Origin of the sequence: Nitrospira sp. CR1.1 (assembly GCA_014055465.1) — a bacterium.
Lineage (GTDB): Bacteria > Nitrospirota > Nitrospiria > Nitrospirales > Nitrospiraceae > Nitrospira_A.
On record WIAF01000012.1, the window covers coordinates 95,193 to 117,795 of the forward strand.

Below are 22,603 nucleotides of genomic sequence, written 5' to 3' on the forward strand. Positions count from 1 at the left end.
AGCCCCTCACCGTCCTGCACGAGTACGCCACGGGCCCTCCCGGCTCCGCGCCGGTCTCGCAACGTGACGCGGCGACTGCATGACGAACCGTCATGAATAATGCGGAAGAAGAGTCATCCGTTCTTGAGGCACTCTTGCCCGATTGCGGCAAAGATGCCACAGCAGATAGCCAGCTCGGCAACTGAACCTTTCATCGTAACTATTTGTTCTCGCGAGGCATTCAACGGCCGCGGTCAGAATGAAATTCCTGGCACCTACATTGCGTAGGAAGATTTTGGGTTCATGGGACCAGCGCCATTCACGTGGAGCCGGCAAGAAGACGCGGCACAGTAGCAGCGCAATCAGCAATGGGACAACACGGTAACGCTACCGCAGGGTTGAGGACAAAAGACGAGAAGAACTCGCGGGATCAGCCATTCACAATATAGAATATCCCCATTATGAGCCGCCCACATCAAATCTTCCGCATCTTCTCTAGCTTCACCCTCGTCGGCCTCTTGGCGATGGGTGTGGGCGGGTGCGTCGAAACTGTTCCCGAGGAATTGGTAGAAGCCATCGAGAGCATCGACCGTGATCTGGTGACACTTCGAGCCTCCGATGTCACTCCGGAAGACTATTCCAAGTTCTCCCGCCAATGGATTGCGCTAAAGGGTCGAATCCAGTCCGAAGAAAATATCGTCCGGTGGCCCTGGGAAGACAATGAGCTGGAAACCGACCTGGAAGCCCTTCAAATCGAGGGCACGCAGCTTGTGAGCAACGTGAATAGCCGCATTCAAGCACAGCGCACCACCGCCGAAACCAAATTAGCCAGGATCGAACAACGGCTCCGACTCCTCAACACCCGGGTAGGAGACATCGGCAGCCGTGTGGTGCTCGGCGAGCATCCGGTCGAAACTGAAATGCACGTCAAACAGGCCCGGCTGTTCCTTGAACAGGGACAATTTGAACATTCGATCATGGCCTCAGAGCAGGCCGGCAAGATTCTGCTTACCCAAACCGAATTACTCACGAACGAATTAGGGCGATATGCGGACGATAATCTTATCGCGGCCTGGCGAGAATCTGCACAACGAACCATCGACTGGTCTCGAACGCATCGGGCCCAAGCCATTGTCGTCAGCAAGGCTGACCGCGTCCTCACGCTGTATAAGAACGGTCGCAAAGTACTCACCTATCCCATTCGATTAGGATCACGAGGCATCAAGGCAAAGCAGCACTATGGCGATGGCGCAACCCCTGAAGGCGAATATCGCATTCAACGCAAACGCGGGCCTGGACAAACGCCCTACTTCCGCGCCCTGATTCTCGACTATCCCAACATCGACGACCGGCGTCGATTTGAGGAAGCCCAAAAGGCAGGGTTGATCCCCAAAAGCCACCATATGCCGGGGCTCATTCAGCTTCACGGCATCGCGCAAGGGATTTCAGATCAACCGTATGGCAGTATCGTGCTGGACAACCCCCAGATTGCCCGGCTTTTTGATCAGGTCGCCGTGGGGACACCGGTCACTATCGTCGGCGCGTTGGAATCCCAGAACTCCATCTCGCTTGTCCTGGCTGACCTGGGCGATCAGGAAGAGGAAACCTAGCGTACGCCACGCTCCGCCTTTATCAGCTCTGCCGCCTCTGCACTTCCTTTCCAACATCAGACCGACTCTTCATCTCCCGCAGCATCCCAGCAACCTTCCCGGTTTGCCTTTTCAAACTCCCGAACCTAAGATAGGACTTAGTCAACGTGCATCTTCGTTCCTCCACCTATGGAAGAGAGCGTGTTATGCCGATCCGCCCCAAGGTGTCATCCTTTCTGGACGACCAGACCCTCGCGACGACATTCGATGATCTGGCGAGCAGCCGCGCGATTGAGCGCCTGTGGACACGAGACCATACCCTTTGGAAACCGAGTCCGGCTGAAATCGACAACAGACTGGGGTGGCTGATGGTCCTCGATCACATGCAGGACGGACTTTCCGATCTGCGAAGCTTTGCTCAGGCCGCTCGGGAGGCTCGCACGACCGACGTGGTGCTGCTTGGAATGGGAGGCAGCAGTCTGGGGCCAGAAGTATTGCGCTGCACCTTCGGCTCTTCGAAGGGCGCGCCTCGACTCTGGGTCTTGGACTCCACCGTACCAGGCTGGGTACGGCAGGTAACCACCGCGATCCAACCGGCCCGGACATTGTTTCTTGTCGCGAGCAAATCCGGCGGAACGATCGAAGTCATGTCTCTCTTCGCCCACTTCTGGGAACTTGTCCATCAGACAAGAGGGCATCGCGGCGGCGCGCAATTTATCGCCATTACAGATCCTGGAACCGGGCTCGAACAACTCGCGCGGGAGCGCGGGTTTTGGCGCACCTTCACCAACCAGCCGGACATCGGCGGACGCTACTCCGTCCTCTCGTATTTTGGACTGGTTCCAGCTGCTCTGCTTGGACTGGACGTGGGAAAACTCCTCACTCGCGCACTGGCCATGCGCGAAGCCTGTCGGGATACGGCGGCGAAAGAGAATCCTGGAGCCGCCCTGGGAGGCATGATGGCAGCCATGGCCCGAAACGGGCGGGACAAGGTCACCCTTCTCACCTCACCTGCGCTGACCTCATTCGGACTCTGGGTGGAGCAATTGCTTGCCGAAAGCACGGGAAAGGAAGGGACCGGACTTATCCCCGTGGCAGGAGAACCGCTCGCATCACCGACCGCTTATGGGTCCGATCGGGTATTTGTCTCGCTGCGGCTGAGAGGCGATCGCAATGCTTCCCTGGATCGAACTGTTACCGCTCTACAGCGAGCAGGACATCCCGTTTATTCCTTACACCTGAAGGATCGCTACGATCTGGGTGGCGAGTTTTTCCGGTGGGAGTTCGCCACGGCCATCGCCGGCCATGCACTCGGCATTCATCCATTCGACCAACCGAATGTACAGGAAAGCAAAGACAACACGGGCCGCGTCTTGAAAGAAGTGGAAACCCAGGGGAAATTACCCACCCTTGCGGTGCTGACACCGAAACAGGCCTTGACGCAGTTGCTCGAACAGACGACGCCGAATCGGTACGTGGCCATTCTGGCCTACACCACTCCCACACCTCAGATGGAAGCGGCATTGCGAGCACTACGCAAGGCGCTCATGGTGCGATACCACCTGGCTACGACGGCAGGATATGGCCCTCGCTATCTCCATTCGACGGGACAACTTCACAAGGGCGGACCGAACACCGGACTGTTTCTCCAGTTGGTCGATACGATGAAGCCGGATCTCGCAGTCCCGGAAAAATTCTATTCGTTCGGCACCCTGGCTCAAGCTCAGGCCATCGGTGATTTGCAATCGCTGCACACGCACCAGCGCCCGGCCGTCCGGATTGCTCTTGGACCGAATCCCGCACGGACCGTCCGCAGCCTTGTGACCCTCCTCACACCAGCCAAGGCTACGCGCCGGAAATCCGTTCCTAAGAAACGGACGACTGGAACTCGTCGCACCCGCCGTTGAGATGACACAAACACCGGCACATCACATCTTCGCGGATGCGCACGCACTCGTCCACGCCGCAGCAACACTCTTCGTAGCCGTGGGGCAACAAGCGATCAGGGAACGTACGCGGTTTCTCGTGGCTCTTTCCGGAGGCTCCACTCCGAAGGCGCTCTACACAGTCCTGACGAGCCAGGAATTCGCAACACGTCTCGACTGGAGCAAGGTGCACTTCCTCTTCGGTGATGAGCGCGCGGTTCCCCCTACGCACCACGACAGCAACTTTGCCCTGGCCAATACTCTGTTGTTCACACCGCTGAATATTCCATCAGCGCACATCCATCGGATGCGCGGGGAAGTCCTGCCGGATGCCGCGGCGATTCAGTACGAAGACCTATTGCGGCGCCTGACGGCCACCACACCCGGACAATGGCCGGTGCTGGACCTGGTTCTCCTGGGCATGGGGGAGGATGGTCACACAGCCTCGCTCTTCCCGGGCACGCCGGCTCTCACGGAACAGACCCGCTGGGTCACGCCCGGCCTATCCCCGCAAGGCACGCGATCCCGCATCACCCTGACCCTAGGTGTGATCAATCATGCGAGTGTGATACTGTTCCTCGTGACCGGAGTGAATAAGGCCAACGTCGTACGTCGCATCCTCGAGAATCGTGCCGACGCCTCTGATTCTTATCCGGCAGCGCGTGTGCGTCCTGAGGCGGGACGACTGGTGTGGTATCTTGACCGCGCCGCGGCGTCCGAAATGGCTGCGGCGACAGACGGGTTATCATCCTAAGGGGAACCATGATTCTGGCAGGCGATATCGGCGGGACGAAAACCAATTTGGCACTCTATGAGTGGACCACCGGACGTGTCGAACCCGTCCGCGAAGACAGCTTCCACAGTGCGGACTATAAAACCCTCGAGGAGATCATCGACGAATTCCTCAGCACCCCGCCCCCCAAACCGGCGGCAGAGGGCGCGCTTGTAGACGAGCCCGTCGATCTAGACCGCGATGCGACGACAGAAACCGTCGAAACCGCTCCCGAACCGATCACATTAACGGCAGCCTGTTTGGGCGTGGCTGGACCGGTGATCGACAACCGTTGCCGAACGACCAATCTGCCCTGGTTCATTGACGGAGCCGCCCTGGCCGAACGATTCGTCATCCCCCGCGTGCGCCTCTTGAACGATCTGGAAGCCACCGCTCATGGCCTCCTCCATCTCACTGCCGATGAAGTCGTGGCGCTGAACACGGGCGCCCCGCCCAAGAAAAAACAGGCCCTTGCCCTCATCGCGGCAGGAACCGGGCTCGGGGAATGTCTTCTCTACTGGGATGGAAGCCGCTACCATCCCATGCCGTCGGAAGGCGGACATACCGATTTTGCGCCGAACAGCGACAGCGAGATCGAGCTGCTTCGACATCTCCGCGGCAGCTATCTCCACGTCAGCTATGAACGCATTGTGTCGGGACCCGGTCTGCATGCGATTTATGAGTATGTGCGTGACACGAAGAAAAATGAGCCGACCTGGCTGGCCGAAAAAATCAAAGCCGGGAATCCGGCAGCCGAAATCGCCGAGGCCGGACTCAAGGGCCAAGCCGAGATCGCCACACAGGCGCTGGATCTCTTCGCATCCATCTATGGGGCAGAAGCGGGCAATCTGGCGCTAAAAGCGCTCACCCTGGACGGAGTCTACGTCGCGGGAGGCATCGCCCCTAAACTACTCAAGAAACTGCAGGACGGCTCGTTCATGCGCGGTTTCACCAACAAAGGCCGCTACAAACGGCTCATGACTCAGATTCCGGTGAAGGTCGTGATGAACGAAAAAACCGCCCTGCTCGGCGCCGCCTCCGTGGCGGCAGAACTCACATCGTCTCCTTCATTATGACAACATCCTGCGACCTCGATTTGGAAAAGCGCCACGCGGCGCTGAAGGCGACTGAATTCGTCCATGACGGCATGGTCGTCGGGCTGGGAACCGGTACCACGTCGAAACATCTCATTATCGCCCTTGGAGAGCGGGTGCGCTCGGGGCTCAAGATTCAAGCCGTTCCCACGTCTCACGACACGGCCGCCCTCGCGAGACAATCCGGCATTCCTCTGATCGAATCCGACAATGCCTGGATGATCGATGTTGCGATCGACGGAGCCGACCAGGTTGATCCCGCATTGAATCTCGTGAAAGGCGGCGGTGGCGCGCTGCTGAAGGAAAAAATCGTGGCAGCCGCCGCGAAACGATTTATCGTCATGGTCGACCACACGAAACTCGCGCCGGCGCTCGGCGGCAGCTTTCCCCTGCCCATTGAAGTGGTGCCGTTTGGATGGGGCAGCACGGCGCGACACATCGAAGAGGCCTCAGGGGGCAGGGCCGTATTGCGCCAGCACAATGGGAACGTGTTCCAGACCGAAGCCGGGCATGTCATCCTCGATCTGCATATGCCGAACATCGATGACCCAGCCGCACTCGAAATTGAACTGAACCAGATTCCCGGTATCGTTGAAACCGGTCTGTTCATCGGGCGGACCAGCATCCTGATCGTCGGCCATGGACAAGGCGCCGACATCACCCATGCCCCGGAGTCATGAACGAGGCGCACGGCGATCCGCCGGTGACACGCCGGCAGACGGCGGCGCTGATCGTGCGTGCCGCCACCCATGCGGTCCTGTGGCTGAGCGCATGGCAGGGAGCGGCGTCCCTGTTCTTCGTGCCGGCAGCCTGGAGCCGAACGAATCCATCACACAACCAACGACAGCCTAAGAACACTATGATGACCCCACCTTCACCTGCGTCCGATCCTTACCGCCTCCCGCGCCACGTCATTCCCACACACTATGACCTGCGGATTGAGCCGGATCTCCAATCACATTCGTTTACGGGACACGAGATGGTTACCCTGACCGTGACCGAATCCACCAACGAGATTCTCCTCAACGCGACGGATCTGGACATCTCGACCGCGACATTGTCGGGTGAGGGACAACCTCCCCGCACCGGAACTGCGCGGATGGACGATGAACACCAGCGATGCCGCATCACCTTTCCATCCGCTATCCAACCGGGCGTATGGAGGTTAGGCCTCGCCTTTCGCGGCACATTAAACGACAAGTTACGCGGCTTCTATCGCAGCACGTATAAAGATGACCGTGGCATGGCGCATACCCTCGCCGCCACGCAGTTTGAAGCCACGGACGCACGACGGGCGTTCCCTTGTTGGGACGAGCCGCAGTTCAAGGCCGTGTTCGCCGTGACCTTAGCCATCGACCCCGCTCTGACGGCCATCTCGAATACGCGAATCGTCGACGACCGGATCGAGGGCGGCAAACGAATCGTGCGGTTCGCGGAATCCATGAAGATGTCCACGTATCTGGTGGCCTTCATCGTCGGCGAACTGGTGTCGACAACCCCGATCATGGCCCGGCAGACGCCGGTTCGCCTGTGGTCCGTGCCGGGCAAGCAACACCTGACCCCATTCGGGCATGAGATCGCCGTCTACTCACTCAATTTTCTAGCCGAGTACTACGATATTCCCTATCCGGGCGACAAACTTGACCTGATCGCCATTCCCGATTTCGCCTCCGGCGCGATGGAGAATCTGGGCGCCATCACCTTTCGGGAAACCGCCTTATTACTCGATCAACGCACCGCCACGCACGCGGAGCAAGGACGTATTGCGGATGTCGTCGCCCATGAGAACGCGCACATGTGGTTCGGTGACTTAGTCACCATGGCCTGGTGGAACGGGCTCTGGCTCAACGAAGCCTTCGCCACATTCATGGAAATGCTGGTGGTCGATGCCTGGAAGCCGGAATGGGAACGCTGGACGGCCTTTGGCATGGCACGCGCCGCCGCCCTCTCGGTGGATGGATTACTGAGCACGCGACCCATTGAATTTCCCGTGCGCGCGCCGAAGGAAGCCGAAGCCATGTTCGACGTGCTGACGTACGAGAAAGGCGCCTCAGTCCTTCGCATGCTGGAACAGCATATCGGCCCGACAGTGTTCAGGGACGGCGTACGCCACTACCTGACGGCGCATGCCTATGGAAATGCCGAGACCACCGACCTTTGGGTCTCCCTTGGACAAGCCTCCAAACAGGATGTCCCGGCCCTCATGAACGAATGGATATTCTCGCCCGGCTATCCCTTGCTCTCGCTGGCTGTCGAGGCGCCCTCCACGCTGACGCTGACACAACGCCGGTTCACCTATGCCCAACACTCCTCCACGACACCAGCCGAGGCGGCGGCGCCACGCTGGCAGGTTCCGGTTCAATTGCGCATCACCACGGCGCGAGGCACTGAAACCAGACGCATTCTGCTCAGTGATCGGGAGAATCGCATCTCCCTGCCCGAAGGCTGGACCTCGGTGCTGGCTAACGAAGGGGGACACGGGTTTTACCGCGTTCGATACAGCGCCGATTTACTCAGCGGCCTGCAGAAGGACGGCCTGAACCATCTGGCTCCGGTGGAACGATTCAATCTCTTGAATGATACCTGGGCCGCCACCCTGGCCGGCATGGTCTCGTCGGCCGACTACCTCGCCTTGACCGAACATTTCCGCGGGGAAGAGGACCCCCATGTCTGGGCCGTCATGTTGGGGTCATTCTCCACGATCAATCATCTCCTGGCCGAAGACGATCGACCGTTGCTGGCTGCGTTGGTACGCGACCGGGTCGCGCCCTTGTTTCAGCATCTCGGATGGACGCCGCGCGCCGACGAGCGTGATCTCGTCAAAGAATTGCGCGGCGACATCATTCGCGCGCTAGGCACGCTGGGACGCGACGAGAGCGTGCAAGCTCAAGCGCATGACGCCTACACAGCCCTTCAGCAGCAGTCGCGGCCCATCGACCCCAACGTGATTCCAGCCCTGGTCTCCATCCTGGCCTTTACCGGTGATGCGGCTCGCTATGAAGAATTTGCCGGCCGGTTCCGTCACGCAGCCACCCCGCAAGAAGAACGCCGCTATCTTTTTTCTCTTGCCGCGTTCCGAGCACCCGACCTGCTGGAGCGGACGCTGGCGAAAACCTTGACCGACGAGATCCGCACTCAGGATGCGCCGTTCCTGGTCAGCAGCCTTCTCCACAATGTGTACATCCGCGACAAGGCCTGGGAATTTGTGAAGACCAATTGGGAGCGGATGGATAAGCTGTTTCCCAAAAGCGGGTTGCGGAGAATGTGCGGAGGGATCACCGGCCTCTCAACCCCTGAATTGGAACGGGACGTCCGGGACTTTTTTGCGTCCCGCAAGATTGACCTCGGCGGAAAGACGCTGGAGCAGTACTTAGAACAACTGCGGATCGCTGTCGAGTTTCGTACACGCGATCGCGAGGCGATTCGCGCCGTGTTGGCTCGCAAGATGACCTGACAGGATCGAAATCGTCTCTCGCGTCATTCGTGCCGAAGCACGGTTAAGGGGGGCTGGCCGAGAATGCGGTAGGTGCTGAGGAATCCGACGAGGAGCGTCAGCAGAACGGTACAGGCCAATCCGATGCCGAGCAAGGGCAATTCCAACGCCCAGGGCAATTCCAGGATATAGCGTAAGATCGCCCAGGCGAACAGACTGGCCAGGGCGACGCCGATCACCCCCGCCACACATCCCAGCACAGCATATTCGGCCGCAAACGACCGCGCAATCAACCCGCGGGTTGCGCCAAGCGCTTTGAGGATCACCGCCTCATACAACCGTTGATACCGCGTGGCCGCCAGCGCCGCCGCCATCACCAGCGCTCCGGCCATCAGGCAAAACAGCGCAACGCCGCGAATCGCCAGCGACAGACGATCGAGCACGCGCGCAAAGCTGCTCAAGACTTCGCCGATGTTGATGGCCGTGACATTGGGAAACGCCGCGACCACGGCCGACTGAAGGGCGACTTCGTCCTGGGGAGCCACCCGAACCGTGGCGACGTACGTCATCGGCGCCGCATCGAGCGAGCCGGGCGAGAAGATCATGTAGAAATTGGTTGAGAAGTTCCCCCACTCGACTTTTCTGATGCTGCTCACCTCGGCTTGCAGAATGGTCCCTTGAATGTTGAGATCCAGCAGGCTGCCGATGTCGAGATCGAGACTTTTGGCGGCTTCCTCTTCGACAGACACCTGCGGCCTCGAAAACACCTGCCCCGGCTTCCACCAGGCGCCTTTCACAATCGTATTATCCTTGGGCACGTGATCGAGAAACGTCAGCACATATTCGCGATTCGCGTACCAGCTCTTGCGTTTCTCATCCTTCGATTGGGTAGGCGGCTCCTCCTGCTGGGACTCGCGCTCGTCGCTGACCGTTCTCCCGTTGATGGCATGGATCCGCGACCGCACCAACGGAGTCAGGTAAGGAGCGAGATCGCCGGTGCGTCGATGAACCAGCTCGCCAAAAGCCTTCGTCTGATCGGGTTGAATGTCGATAAAAAAGAAGGTCGGCGAATCGGACGGACGGTTTTCTCCCACCTGCCGCACGAGCGCATGTTGAAGTAACGCGATGGCCAGAATCACCATCACGCCGACGCCGATGGACACCATCACCCCCAGGGTGTGTCCGCCCGGACGCTGAAGGTTGCTGAGCGCCTGTCGCAAGGACAACGCCCCCGGCGCCGGCAATGCTCGCAATCCGCGCAGGAGCGCCTGGGCCGCCGCGGCCAAGCTCACTATGGCTACCAGCAACCCGCCGATAAACAGGCTTCCGATCGCCAGCGATCCAGCCTGCCACATAGAGAGCCCTGCCAGTCCGATCCCGATTCCTACCGCCGTAACGGTTCGAAGAGGATCCGCCGTCATCAAACGTACTGCGCGTCTCCACCAGGATCTCTCGCGTCGCACCAGCGAGGCGCCTGCGCGTTCCACGTCACGCCTGAAGATGGCCGCCGGCTTGATGTCCCGAATAGTCAGCAGAGGCCACAGGCTGAATAACAGCGTCGTCAGTACGCCCAGGCCCAGGCCTTTCCCAAGCGGCGCCACTGCCGCGAAGGAGAGTACGGAGGTAAACTCGACTTGCTGGAGCACGTCTGTCGCCAGCAAGGTGGACACCGCCTGCGGAAGGACCGCTTGCAAGGCGACCCCAATGCCGATCCCCGCCACGCTGCCCAACAGGCCTAAGCCGACGGCTTGGCCTAGATAGGAATAGATGATGGTTTGGGTATCCGCCCCCACAGTCTTGAGAACGGCAATAGAGGGAAGCTTTTCCCGGACGAAAGCGTGAATCGACAGCGCCACGCCGATCCCTCCGACAAACAGTGCCGTCAGCCCGACGAGCCCGAGATACCGCGCCAATTGATCGAGAAACTGCTTGAGCTGTGGTTGAGCATCCCGATACGAAGACACGCGCGCGGAGTCGGCCGCGAGACGTCCCCGAAGCTCGTGGACAAGCGGGGATAGCGCCACGGAAGAGGGAAGTTTCAACAGATGCCGTTCGCGCAATCGGCTCCCCGGCTTGATGAGATCGGCTGCTGCCAGCCCTTCCTGCGAAACCAGCACGCGCGGGCCGAGGCTGAACATGTTGGCCATGCGATCCGGCTCCGTATGAATCACGCCCGTGATCCGGAATGAAGCCTGCCCAATCCTGATCGCGTCGCCCACGACCAGGCCCAGCCGGATCAGCAACGCTTCCTGGACCACCGCTCCATGGCACATATCTCCACAGCGCTCACCTGCAAGGTGAAGCAATTCGGTCAATGGCCGATCCGGGTCCACCCGCACCACGCCATACAAGGGGTACCGTGCTTCGATCGCTTTCAACTCGACAAGCTGGCTGACGTCAATTCTGCCTTGGGCCCGATCAACTCGCGCCACCATCGCGACCAGTTCAGTCACACGCGTGGCCACGATCCCGCGCGACGCAAGATCCGTCAGCACGGCGGAGCCCGGCCCGCCTAGAGGTCTGGACAGCCGGATTTCCAGATCGCCCCCGAGCAACCCGCGCGCCTCTCTGAGAACTGCGCGCTCCACATTGGTCGAAAAGAGCGACACCCCGAGCACCGCCCCGACGCCGAGTGCGATGCAGGCGAGAAAATACACAAAATGCCGCCAGGACGACCGCAATTCCCGCCAGGCCAGGATGAGCCAGAACGGCATCATATCTGGTCGCCGGCCTCGTGGTAGTGAGATGAGGTGAGCTGATCAGACCCAATCCGGCCATCTCGCAGGGTAATGACCCGCTCCATCGAAGCAGCCAATTGCAGATCGTGCGTGACCAGAACCAGGGTGGTGCCGGCATCCCGGTGCAATGCCATGATGAGCTGGATCACCTGCTGCCCCGTATGAGAATCCAAGTTCCCGGTCGGCTCATCGGCCAATAGGATCGGTGGCCGGCAGGCAAACGCACGCGCGACGGCAACCCGCTGCTGTTCCCCTCCGGAGAGCTGAACCGGATAGTGCGAGACCCGGTGCCCTAACCCCACCGCCTGCAACAATTCGAGGGCCCGTTGGCGGGCATCACGGTCGCCTGCCAGCTCCAGCGGAATCGACACGTTCTCCAACGCAGTCAACGTCGGAATCAGGTGAAAGGACTGAAAGATATACCCGACGTTGGCCAGGCGCAGACGCGCCATCGCCTTTTCGCCAAGTCCCGTAATTTCACGTCCGTTGAGCCAGATGGCTCCGGATGTCGGCCGATCAAGCCCCGCGATCAAACCCAGCAGGGTAGACTTGCCGCTCCCGGACGGCCCGACAATTGCCACGGTTTGCTTCTCTGGAATGTCCAGGGTGACATTGTCGAGAATCGTGACCGTCTCGCCTCCGGCTTCCAGTTGCATCGTCACATGTTGGGTGGCAATCATCGTCATGGTGATCCGTCGACCGCATGTTCAAAAACAGTTTTCATATTATACTGTACAGATGACGAGCGGCCCCGACCTTTTCCGACTCACCTCATGTCTGTTCAGAGGCGGCCTCATGGCGCTGCTCTTGAGCGGGCTCGTGGGCTGCGACCAATCTTCCTCCGGGTCTCCCTCTTCGCCCACCCCCGCTGATCTTTCCAGGCCTCAGGCATCGAGTGAGGACAAGCCCGCACCGGATCCGCCTACCTCGGCGGCAATTCCACAATCCGACAACCGGCCCAGAATCGTCGCATTCGGCGATAGTTTGACCGCCGGCCTGGGAGTCTCCCCCGACCAGACGTACCCTGCGCAACTTCAGAAACAGCTCGATGCACTCGGCCTTCATTATCAGGTGCTCAATGCCGGCGTCAGCGGAGAGACGTCGGCTGGCGGACTCCGTCGAGTATCCTGGGTGCTGGCCGGAAAACCGTTTCTGGTGATTCTCGAATTAGGCGGAAATGACGGACTGCGTGGCCTAGGGCTGCCGGAAACACGTTCGCACCTGGACGCGATGATCACACAATTGAAGGAGGCCCGGGTGCAGGTGATTTTGGCGGGCATGAAGCTGCCGCCGAACTACGGGGAAGAGTATACGACCACATTTGAAGCGATGTATCGAGACCTGGCGAAGGCTCATTCCCTTCCACTGATTCCGTTTCTTCTGAAAGGAGTAGGCGGTGATCAGACGCTTAATCAACCCGATGGCATCCATCCCACCGGGGAAGGCTATCGGATTGTGGTGCAAAACGTGCTGCACACACTGCTTCCGCTCCTAAAAAGCCGCGAATCCAGCCACGCGAATCCAAAAAAGAAGGCGTGAAACATTCTCTCCGTCCTTCTGTAACGGAGGAACATTTCACGCCGCTCGATCTGGAAAAGCTAGTTAGCTCTTCTTGAAGAAGGTGTCGTACACCCCGAATGCCAGGATCAAGGCGATCAAGGTGTAATAGAGGCCCGTGATACCACTGTAATCCGGCGGACCTTCACTGACATTGGCCAATGCATTGGTCGCCTGAAGCGCCCCGATTCCACCCAAGACTCCTGCTATCAGCTTGTTCATGATCTCCCCCTTGTAGTCAAGGAATGCCCAAAGAGGCCCGCATTGTACTGAAGGGACCAGGGATGACGCAAGGGGGGAGAAAAAAGAAGGCTGCGGCCCGGAGTCACACAGAAGAGCGCCTGTTTGGACGAAGGATCGCCCTTACACCTTCCCCAGTGCTTTCAGCATCGCCGCCACATCTCGACAGGTATCGGAGAGCCCTTCCAATCGGCGTCCTTTGTCGGTCAAGAGACCGGCAATAGCCCTGACTTCGCTCTCGAACTGTTCAACATGGCGGGAAAGTTCGCTGGATTTCCCAAGAGAGGCCTTTTGTTGCTCTAACTCTCGTTGGAGATCTTGACACGTTGCTTGCAAAGACTTGGCTTCCTTGACGGAGACTTCCAGATCCTGAGTCAGACGGGCGACCACCGCGTCCCGATTGCGAATATCCGTATCGAGTTCGATTTGCGCGACTTCGCTTTCCCGCCTTCGTTCATCCAATTGCTGAATGATCCGCGTCCAGGTCGAAACCAGGCCCGGTTCGATATCGGGCTGAGCGGGAACTGGCTGACCGGATTGAATGGCCTGAACCACCCGTTGCATCCAATCGCTGAATTGATTCAGTTCGCTGAGTTTCACATCACCGGAAGGGGCGGATTTCGCCGTGGCCCTCTCAGCCTCAGGGCGAGGGGCCGCAGGTCGCGCCCTGGGAACTACCCGCGCCTTCGACCAGCGGTGATACTCGAGCAGCGCGGCCACGCCGTGCCGGCAGATGGGTTGTTCGTGTAATGTGCAGGAGCACGCAGCCTCCAGGTGGCCATTCTTGAGACAAATGGTCTGCTCATACAGCCCGGAATTGCCCATCACAGACGAAGTGAACTCGGTATCCGAGGCGTCGGTCAGTTGCACCCGGCGTTCCGTCTGGTACTGCCTTCCGATTTGGAACGCATTGGGCTCCACGATGGAGCTGATCATGTCCGCCTCCAATAAACTGAGGCGATCCGCCGAACATGCGATTTTCCCCCGCATCGTGCCACCTGTGGAATGGTTGGTTCCAGTGAGTCGCCCTTGCAACTTGTCGAACGATCGCCGCAGTGTCATGGAACAATTACCTCTGAGGCCTATCACCCAGGCACGGAACCTGAGCGTGCGCCAGGCTCCCCCATGCGACCGTCCCAATGACGGGGGGCGCCTGGAGAGGCCGAACCAATTCGGCAGGGCCGCCCTGACTCGACCACTGAATCTCTTATCGGCACCGTCGAGGAGCCCCTTGAGACCCTTGCGGCGTCAACCACACAAAATCCGCAATCCCTTCCTGCATGGCCTGATAGAGTTCTGCCGCTCGTTCCTGTTCGAATGTGGCCATATAGATGGTCACCGGTTTGAGTCCATCCCGAACCCGTCGTGCGACGCGATTGGGCACCGGTACTCGATATTGGACGTGTCCGCCGCCGGTATAACTCACCACTGGCCCCTGGGCCTGGTCACCACCCGCGATGCGAACCCGGTTCACTGCCGCCGTGACCGTCTTGGCCATGCCTTCGTCCCTCACCATGGAGGCTTCGTACATGGTCTGGTAGTCTTCCGGTGCACCGCCTCCATGGCAGGCCTGGAGTTGAGACAGAATCCGCGAGCGATACGCCGGATCATCCACAATGGTTTCCTGTTCCATGCCCCACTGACGCCACTCTGACTGCTCCTTCGCCTGCGCTAGCCCCAGTTTAACGACCTGGCGAATCAGTGTTTTCGGTGAATTCATGGCCAACACCGGAAGCCGCTGATCCCTGGCAAACTGCACCAACGGCTCATAATCCTCAAAGGCTCCGCCCCAATTTCTCTTCCATCCGACATGCTCCAGAAACTCCTGGCGAGGAGGCTCCTTCGACAGAAGATACTGGTCGAGCGCCGGCTGGCCTTCCCATCCGAACATCTCCATTGTGAGCAGAGGCCGGCGCCCCCGGCTCACAAGAGACCGAAGCACCGTCAGCGCAGCCTCGATGTGGGACGGATTGTGATGTTCTTCTCCCAGATAGATCACATCATATCCCGCCAACTCATCCAACCATTCACTTCGTGAAACCGGGCGTCCGGTCTTCGCATCCAACACCTGCCCCACAGACCATTCGTCCCACACCTGGGGGTTCGCCGCGGTCACATGTGCGTTCGTCTGGCAGCCCCACAGGGCAAGCAGCAGACCAAGCATGGCGACCGCACATCTGAGGCACTTCCAGCTGTTCTCGCGCGAATGCTGTTGTGAGAGACGCATATCGTCTACCTAACATACGCCTCATGCAGCCGCAAGACGAGGCGCTTGACTCCTTCACAACCGGCCCGATACTCTGCGCGACGCGACCGAACTATCGTGCATCGGCAACCCGCGCGCCTTTCTATACACTCCTGACTGATTCATGCCTGTTGATTCCGACAGCCTGGCAGCCTTCCGGAAACAGGTCAGCTCCGCCAGGTCACTCGATGCCTCTTCCTGGGATGCCTCGCGTCACCTCGTGACTCCGACAGACTGGCCCGCGACCCGGACGACCCTGATCGACGCAATTGAGGCCTCTTCCATACCGAACGGGCTCAAGCAGCGTCTCATGGCGGCGATACCCGCAGTGCTCGCAGCTGCGGATCGGACCTCTTGCGCCGACCTGCTCAAGCAACTCACCGGGCTCCCGCCCACCAAAGCCCTGCGGGCCTTGTGCGTTTTTTTTGAGGTGCGAACGAAATCGACGACCAGGTGGCCCCTGCCGACCGTCTCGCCAGACACCATCGACCGGTTTATCCGAGAGCACCAGAATCCGTTTGATGTATTAACGGACCAACTTCCGGCATCGGTGTTGGATCTGGGGGCAGGGGACCTTTCCTTTGCCGAAGAACTGGCCACCCTGTATACACCGTCATTGACCGCGCAACACAGGCCGCTCGTGCTCCACTGCCTCGACCGGCTTGATCCCGCGTCGCAACTTGGAGGGCCATTACATGCCCCTCCGCTTCGCCTGAATCGCCTGCGCGCCAAGCCGGGCCTGCAGTTCCGGTTCTATGGCGACCAGGACATGTTTGCCCTCGACGCCTTGGAACGAGATCAGCGCCTGGCAGCCCGCTATCTCATCGTCACCTGCTGGGCGCCGGCTACGCCCACCTTTGCCTACGAACCGACCCGCCTCTCCCCCACCTGCCTCGCCGAAGAACTGCGACGCACCAAGGGGGATTCCCGCCAAACTCGACACGGAAAAGAAGCCGCCCTTGAGGTGCACCATGCCGGACGGAGCCTGCTGTTTCCGCCCTGGAAGTTCGATATTCGCGGGCCGCTTGCCCTGCTGGAGTTGATGGCCACCCGCGGAGCCCTCTGCGTGTTGGGGGCTGTGGACTCCCAGGTATGCTGGGAAATCCTCTCGCAGCTGATCGATGACCCGCGTGTCAGGCCCGCCGATGTCGTGTTGTCAGCACAGACGCTGCCTGAGGTCTTCGGGGACATCTACCATCGACTGTCAGCCCTCCCTGTCAGCGGCTCCTGCCTGTTGTCGGACCTGGCGCCGCTGCGGCAGCGTTTTCCCTCGGTGCTTCGCATGGGTCCCGGCCGCCTTGCATCCTATCGCTTCCGGCAGGTCAGAGTTCAGCGGGGTGCTTTATTCGAAGGCCTTCCTGCCAGCAGCACGGCCAGGCAGTTCCAGAGCATGTCAGAAGAAACGCCCCCCTGGTTGCTCACGCTCGTACCCGAACCCGTCTCACTGTCTTAACTACTGCGTACAGGTTCGTGTCCAAAGCGGGCAGGATTCGATTCCTCCCACGACCCCGCATGAAAGCCCGTATAAATTGACGGTCCCCGGCCCCTTTGTTAGACTTCGGGCATACACGCCATGGTACGAACATAATCTGCTCCCAAAACACCCCATCGTGAATTCTTCTCAATCTATCAAACTGTTACAGGACAATATCGCGCTGGTCATCAAGGGCAAGCCGCGGGCCATTGAATTGGCGGTTGTCTGCCTGTTGGCGCGCGGGCACCTGCTGATTGAAGACGTGCCGGGGGTGGGTAAAACGACCCTGGCTCACAGCCTGGCCCGTTCGCTCGATTGCTCCTTTAAGCGCATTCAGTTCACCAGTGACCTGCTGCCATCCGACATCGTCGGCATCTCCGTGTTCAATCGTCAAAAACAGGCCTTTGAGTTCATGCCGGGTCCGCTGTTTGCCAACATCGTGCTGGCCGATGAGATCAATCGCACGACGCCGAAAACGCAGAGCAGCCTACTGGAAGCGATGAGCGAAGCCCAGATTTCCGTGGACAACCACACCTATCCACTCCAACAGCCGTTCATGGTGATTGCCACTCAAAATCCTGCGGAATATCATGGCACCTTTCCGCTTCCGGAATCCCAACTGGATCGATTCCTCATGCGAGTCTGCATCGGCTATCCGACGCCGGAGGAAGAAAAGAAGGTGCTGGACAGGCCGCAATCGCTGCATCCGGCCAATGAGATTGAGCCGGTCCTGAACGCGCAACATATTCTGGATCTTCAGGCCCAGGCGGATAAAGTGAGAATGGAAGACAGCCTGATGGAGTATCTGCTGGCCATCGTGCTGGCCACCAGACAGAACCCGTTATTTTCCCTCGGGGTGAGTACGCGAGGCGCACTCGCCCTCTGCAAGTCGGCGAAGGCCCTCGCGCTCGTGCGAGATCGAACCTATTGCCTGCCGGAAGACATTAAGGAACTCGCTCCGGTCGTCCTCTCGCATCGCGTCATGCTCAGCCGCGCTCAAGGCACACGCACGAAAAGCGTCGAGCACACGGAACGTGTCATTCACGACATGCTCGAGAGCATTCCGGTTCCGGTGTAACCACTGCCCTGGCGCCGGAGTGGCCCAGCCACCAACCGCGCCACACGACCGTTCGCTGGACGACAGGCCACCAGCATGGCATCCATGACCCTCCACACCTGGCTCCATCGACTCTCCCGGCATCGCGCGATCAGCGTGACAACGGAAGGCGTTCGCTTCCTGCTGCTCACCCTGGCCGTCGGAGTCGCTGCCGTCAATACGGGCAACAATCTGTTCTACCTCCTCCTGGCCATGATGCTCAGCCTGATCGTGTTATCCAGCTTCCTCTCGGAACAATGCGTGCGGCGGCTGGAGTTTCATCGTCATCTCCCCGACACGCTCTTTGTGAATCAACCGGCCTCCGCAACGCTCTGGATTGCCAACCGCAAATCGCATATTCCGAGCGTCTCCCTGCGGCTCGTGGACGTCGTCGCCGGCCAGGATCATGATCGCGGCATTCACCTCGCGCACCTCGCGCCGGGGGCGTCGACCTTGCGCTCCTACCCGCTGCGCATCACACGCCGAGGGCGATATCAACTCGACGGGCTCCGCGTCGTCACCCCCTTTCCCTTCGGACTGTTTCACAAGAAAGCGTTCTACCCGCAGGAGGCCAGCCTCATCGCCTGTCCCGAACTCATTCCGCTGCCGCCCATGCGGGTCCAGGAAATGAACGCGATCGGCTATGATCAAGCCCAGGCCCGGCGCGGCCACGGAAATTCACTCTACAATTTGCGAGAGTTTCGCCCCGGGGATGATTCGCGCGCCATCCATTGGATGACGACGGCACGAACGGCCAAACTCATGCTCAAAGAGACCGAAGCCGAAGATCAACGCATGATCACGCTCGCCGTCTTTACGGTCGCACCGGACGAAGAAGAGGAGACGTTCGAACGAGCGCTCTCCATCGCCGCCTCGTTGACTGATCATTTTCTGACCAACGGCGTGCGGCTCCGCTTGCTGCTCGGCGATCAACCAGAACTCCTGGCCGACGCCGACGAGCCGCCACGGCATCTGTTCCATGCCCTGGCGCTCTGTGAGCGACGCCCCGTAGGCGATCATGCGGCCGTACAACACACGCTGGTCCAAGCGCTGGTCCGGTCCCAGGATGGCCCCACACTCCTGATCTCATCATCGACGGACCAGGCCCTCCGCGAGATGTTTCCAGCCGTCGACCAGATCCTGACCCCTTACACGCACGAGGACCTCTTCGATGCCGCTGGATCACGCCTTTCGGCTTAGTTCTATCCTGCTGGCAGCGACCGGCTTCGCAAGCCTGACACTCGCCATTACCCTGCCGTTCTGGCTCCTTGTCCTGACGGCGGGGACCTTCGCCACGGCGTTGTTGCGCATCCAGTCCCACAGCGCGATCTCCGCTGTCATCGGTCGCCTCCGGTTCTCAGCCCTCACCTGGAACATCTTTCTATTTCTTGCGTTCACGGGGTTCTGGATCGATCTCCTTCTCATCTCACGGGAGCTCCTTCCGGCGGGAATTCACTTTCTTGTACTGCTCCTGGTGAACAAACTTTCGAACCTCGACCAACGACGCGACTTCCTGCATCTCTACGCCATCAGTCTGATCGCACTCCTGGCCTCCGCGGCGCTGACGACGCAACTGTGGTACGCCCCATTTTTCTTCGTCTTTCTGGTCATCGGCGTCTGGACCCTTCTGCTCTATCACCTGTTGCAGGAACGGGAAGAGACGACGGAACCGCGACAAGCGCCTCACACAGAGCCATCCCTCCCATTGCTCCCGCACCTCACAGCGCGCTTCTTCTGGACCACCAACGTGATGGCGGCAGGCGCGTTCGCGCTCACATTGCTGTTCTTTTTTATGATTCCGCGAGTCGGGGTGGGATTCTTTCAAAACACGCATGGAGAAAGTTTACGCACGACCGGGTTTTCGGAGCACGTCGATCTGGGAGTCATCGGGCCAGTCAAACAAGACCCGAGCATTGTCATGCGAGTGGAACTTCCGGATCGCACGGAGCACGACTCGAAGCGGGAGCCCCTGTACCTTCGAGGCGCCGCCTACAATCGGTATGATGGAAAATCCTGGAGCAACAGCCTGCCGCATCGCCGCATGCTGACGGAGCTTCCCGAAGGAACCTTCACGCTCCGGACGTCCGGTACCAAACCATCGGGTGCGGCGCGACCGCTCAGACAGGACATTCTCCTTGAGCCCATCGACACCACCGTGCTGTTCGGCGCTCCGTCTCCCACGTCGGTCAAGGGCCACTTTCTTTCCATCCAATCCGATCTGATGGGCTCACTTTCCCTGCCGTATCCGCTCCATGCGCGTAGCCAATACACCGTCTATTCCTCGCCGACAACCCTGAATGCAGTGGAGAAACAGGCCTCTGCGTTGCCCTACCCGGACTTTGTCCTCCAACAGTATCTTCAAGTGCCCGCCGTGAACGAACACATCCTCGAGCTGGCACGCCAGATTACCAAACCTGCGACCAGTATCGCCCAGGCCGTCACTCTAGTTCGCGCACATTTGCTGGCTCATTATCGATACAACCTGGATGTGCCTTCTCTGCAATCGTCGCATCCGCTTGAAGACTTTCTTCTGACTCGAAAAACCGGCTATTGCGAACACTATGCGACGGCCATGGTGGTGATGCTTCGCACCGTGGGAATACCCGCCCGGCTGGTGACCGGATTTCTTGCAACCGAATGGAATGACTACGGCGGCTACTACACCGTTCGTCAACGAGACGCCCACGCCTGGGTGGAAGTCTATTTTCCGCAATCAGGCTGGATCACCATGGACCCCACCCCTCCCTCTCCAGACGCGGATGGTGCCCCCTGGTGGCAGTCAGCCACTAGTGCGATGGATTCGCTCCGTATCAAGTGGGATCGTCTGTTCGTCCACTACAGCGCGCATGACCAGTTCACCGTCGTGCAAGGTATTCGAGAAAGCGGGGAGGCTGTACGGGCAGGCCTCTCCGAAACAATGAGCGCCCTGTCGGCTCAGGCCGTCGCTATAATCAGCCGCGTGGTGACCACCCTGACTCCCTCCGGTGTTCCGCACCACGCGGCCACTTTTCTGCTGGCGCTCGCCGCAGTCTATGGAGGGATGAGGATCCTGCGCCGGTTCCGGAATGGGCCTACGCATGACCGGGTCTTTTCAACGCAACAACAGACCGTCATTACGCTCTACACCACCATGCTACAGTGCTGCGCGCAGCGGGGGATCACCAAATCAGCCGGCACCACGCCACTCGAGTTTCTTGATCAGATTCAAGCGCGATGGGGCGAGGCCTGGCCCTCTGCCCATGCTCTGACACAACTCTACTCGCGAGTGCGCTTTGGTCAAGCGCCACTCACCGAAGAGGACATCGCCATAGCAGAGGCTCAGCTGCGAGCACTTCGCCTTCTTGGGCCTTCGACAACCCACGCCTAACCACCGTCACGCTGGACGGCAATGGAATAGTGCGGAGTCCGAGACGCACCGCTCGGATTCTTTCAGGACAATCTGCAGAAAGTGGGTGGAGCAACTTGATTGATTGACTGAAAGCAACTGGTCGACACAACCCAATATCTCATTTCTTCATACATTCAGAAGCGACCCCTCCTTCGGTTCAGGCTCGTCGGCGGAACAGCTCCAGAGGTTGCATTCGTATTCATACGACACGTGACAGCGCACACAATGGTCGGCCCCGCCGTGTTTGAATCAATCGGAAGGAGAGTGTCCGGCCTCATTCCCCTTCAGGGCGAAAGGCGGCTGCCGTGACACGCACGCGTGTCACGGGCGAGCAAATCGTGGCCGTATTCAAAGAGGGTGAGATGGGCGCGCCGGGTGCCGATCTCAGCCGTCATCTCGGGATCGCTGAACAAACCTTCTATCGGTGGACGCGGCGATAGGCCGGGGTCGAGTCGGAGCAAGTCCGGGAGTTGGGGCCGCTGCAGGATGGGCTCGCAAACAAATGGCACGGCCTTCGCAGCGGCGAATCGTCGTGCGCTATCTGGACACGCCGTATCCGATCCGTGAGCGGCGAGCCTGCCGCACCGTCTGCTGCGCGAGGGCCACGTATCGGTATCAGAGCCATCCATGCGTCGAGCTGCGGCAGCGCATCCGAGAGATGGCCCAGGCACGGGTCCGCTACGGATACCGGAAAATTCGGGTGTTCCTGAATCGCGAGGACTGGGCGGTCGGGAAGCACTGGTTTATCGCCTCTACCGGAAAGAAGGCCTGACGCTCCGTCCTCGGCCTCCACGGCGGCGAAACGCGATGGTCGTTCGTGCACATCGGCTACCACTGACGAGGTCGAATGACACCTGGACGTTGTGGCGGATCAACCGGCGAATGGACAACGGATTCGGGCTTTGACCGTGGTCGATGTGTGTACCAGAGAGGGCCGACCAACAGTTGACCCAAAACCCGAAAACTAGGCCAACGGCAGCTTGAGAAAACGGTCGGCGGCGTGGTCTTCTTGACCCCAAGGAGGACCCGACGATGGCACGACGACGAGGGCATACGGAAGAGCAAATTCTGGC

Annotated in this window: 16 protein-coding genes; 12 read left to right on the plus strand and 4 right to left on the minus strand. The window is 59.7% G+C overall.

Annotated elements, in window-relative coordinates:
• Positions 1-440 precede the first annotated feature (440 nt).
• The 6 genes from GDA65_17830 (at position 441) to GDA65_17855 (ending at position 8,813) form a co-directional block, all read left to right on the plus strand.
• Positions 441-1,589 (plus strand): L,D-transpeptidase family protein, encoded by a 1,149-nt coding sequence (locus GDA65_17830; protein MBA5864544.1) that lies wholly within the window; start codon positions 441-443, stop codon positions 1,587-1,589.
• 185 nt (positions 1,590-1,774) lie between these two features.
• Positions 1,775-3,475 (plus strand): glucose-6-phosphate isomerase, encoded by a 1,701-nt coding sequence (locus GDA65_17835; GenBank protein ID MBA5864545.1) that lies wholly within the window; start codon positions 1,775-1,777, stop codon positions 3,473-3,475.
• 1 nt (position 3,476) lies between these two features.
• Positions 3,477-4,247 carry a 6-phosphogluconolactonase gene (gene pgl, locus GDA65_17840; protein MBA5864546.1) on the plus strand — a complete coding sequence of 257 codons (771 nt, stop codon included), beginning with the start codon at positions 3,477-3,479 and terminating at the stop codon, positions 4,245-4,247.
• Positions 4,248-4,255: 8 nt separating this feature from the next.
• The gene (gene glk / locus GDA65_17845) at positions 4,256-5,341 is read left to right on the plus strand and encodes a glucokinase (protein ID MBA5864547.1); all 1,086 of its coding nucleotides are present in this window, start codon (positions 4,256-4,258) and stop codon (positions 5,339-5,341) included.
• Positions 5,338-6,039, plus strand: a complete 702-nt coding sequence (gene rpiA / locus GDA65_17850) for a ribose-5-phosphate isomerase RpiA (GenBank protein ID MBA5864548.1) — start codon at positions 5,338-5,340, stop codon at positions 6,037-6,039. Before glk ends, rpiA begins: the two co-directional genes overlap by 4 nt.
• Positions 6,036-8,813, plus strand: coding sequence for a M1 family peptidase (locus GDA65_17855; protein ID MBA5864549.1), 2,778 nt, complete (start codon positions 6,036-6,038; stop codon positions 8,811-8,813). Before rpiA ends, GDA65_17855 begins: the two co-directional genes overlap by 4 nt.
• Before the next feature lie 23 nt (positions 8,814-8,836).
• On the opposite strand, the gene GDA65_17860 is transcribed toward GDA65_17855, so the two are convergent.
• Entirely contained in the window at positions 8,837-11,509 is a 2,673-nt protein-coding gene (locus tag GDA65_17860; protein ID MBA5864550.1) for an FtsX-like permease family protein, read from the minus strand.
• Positions 11,506-12,210, minus strand: a complete 705-nt coding sequence (locus GDA65_17865) for an ATP-binding cassette domain-containing protein (GenBank protein ID MBA5864551.1) — start codon at positions 12,208-12,210, stop codon at positions 11,506-11,508. Before GDA65_17865 ends, GDA65_17860 begins: the two co-directional genes overlap by 4 nt.
• Positions 12,211-12,325: 115 nt before the next feature.
• Here GDA65_17865 and GDA65_17870 point away from each other — a divergent pair, with 115 nt between their 5' ends.
• Positions 12,326-13,069 carry an arylesterase gene (locus GDA65_17870; protein MBA5864552.1) on the plus strand — a complete coding sequence of 248 codons (744 nt, stop codon included), beginning with the start codon at positions 12,326-12,328 and terminating at the stop codon, positions 13,067-13,069.
• Between the two features lie 381 nt (positions 13,070-13,450).
• Here GDA65_17870 and GDA65_17875 read toward each other — a convergent pair whose 3' ends face one another.
• Positions 13,451-14,263: a hypothetical protein gene (locus tag GDA65_17875; GenBank protein ID MBA5864553.1), complete on the minus strand. Its 813-nt coding sequence runs from the start codon at positions 14,261-14,263 to the stop codon at positions 13,451-13,453.
• A gap of 271 nt (positions 14,264-14,534) precedes the next feature.
• Complete coding sequence (locus GDA65_17880; protein ID MBA5864554.1) at positions 14,535-15,554, minus strand: hypothetical protein; 1,020 nt, start codon at positions 15,552-15,554, stop codon at positions 14,535-14,537.
• A gap of 1,163 nt (positions 15,555-16,717) precedes the next feature.
• Here GDA65_17880 and GDA65_17885 point away from each other — a divergent pair.
• The 5 genes from GDA65_17885 to GDA65_17905 all read left to right on the plus strand — a co-directional run bounded on the left by GDA65_17885 (position 16,718) and on the right by GDA65_17905 (position 22,302).
• Entirely contained in the window at positions 16,718-18,124 is a 1,407-nt protein-coding gene (locus tag GDA65_17885) for an AAA domain-containing protein (protein MBA5864555.1), read from the plus strand.
• 75 nt (positions 18,125-18,199) lie between these two features.
• Positions 18,200-19,342: a DUF58 domain-containing protein gene (locus GDA65_17890; GenBank protein MBA5864556.1), complete on the plus strand. Its 1,143-nt coding sequence runs from the start codon at positions 18,200-18,202 to the stop codon at positions 19,340-19,342.
• Entirely contained in the window at positions 19,314-21,509 is a 2,196-nt protein-coding gene (locus GDA65_17895; protein MBA5864557.1) for a DUF3488 domain-containing protein, read from the plus strand. The genes GDA65_17890 and GDA65_17895 overlap by 29 nt, the downstream gene beginning before the upstream one ends.
• Positions 21,510-21,835: 326 nt before the next feature.
• Positions 21,836-21,970 (plus strand): transposase, encoded by a 135-nt coding sequence (locus tag GDA65_17900; GenBank protein ID MBA5864558.1) that lies wholly within the window; start codon positions 21,836-21,838, stop codon positions 21,968-21,970.
• Positions 21,971-22,032: 62 nt separating this feature from the next.
• Complete coding sequence (locus GDA65_17905; GenBank protein MBA5864559.1) at positions 22,033-22,302, plus strand: hypothetical protein; 270 nt, start codon at positions 22,033-22,035, stop codon at positions 22,300-22,302.
• Positions 22,303-22,603 lie beyond the last annotated feature (301 nt).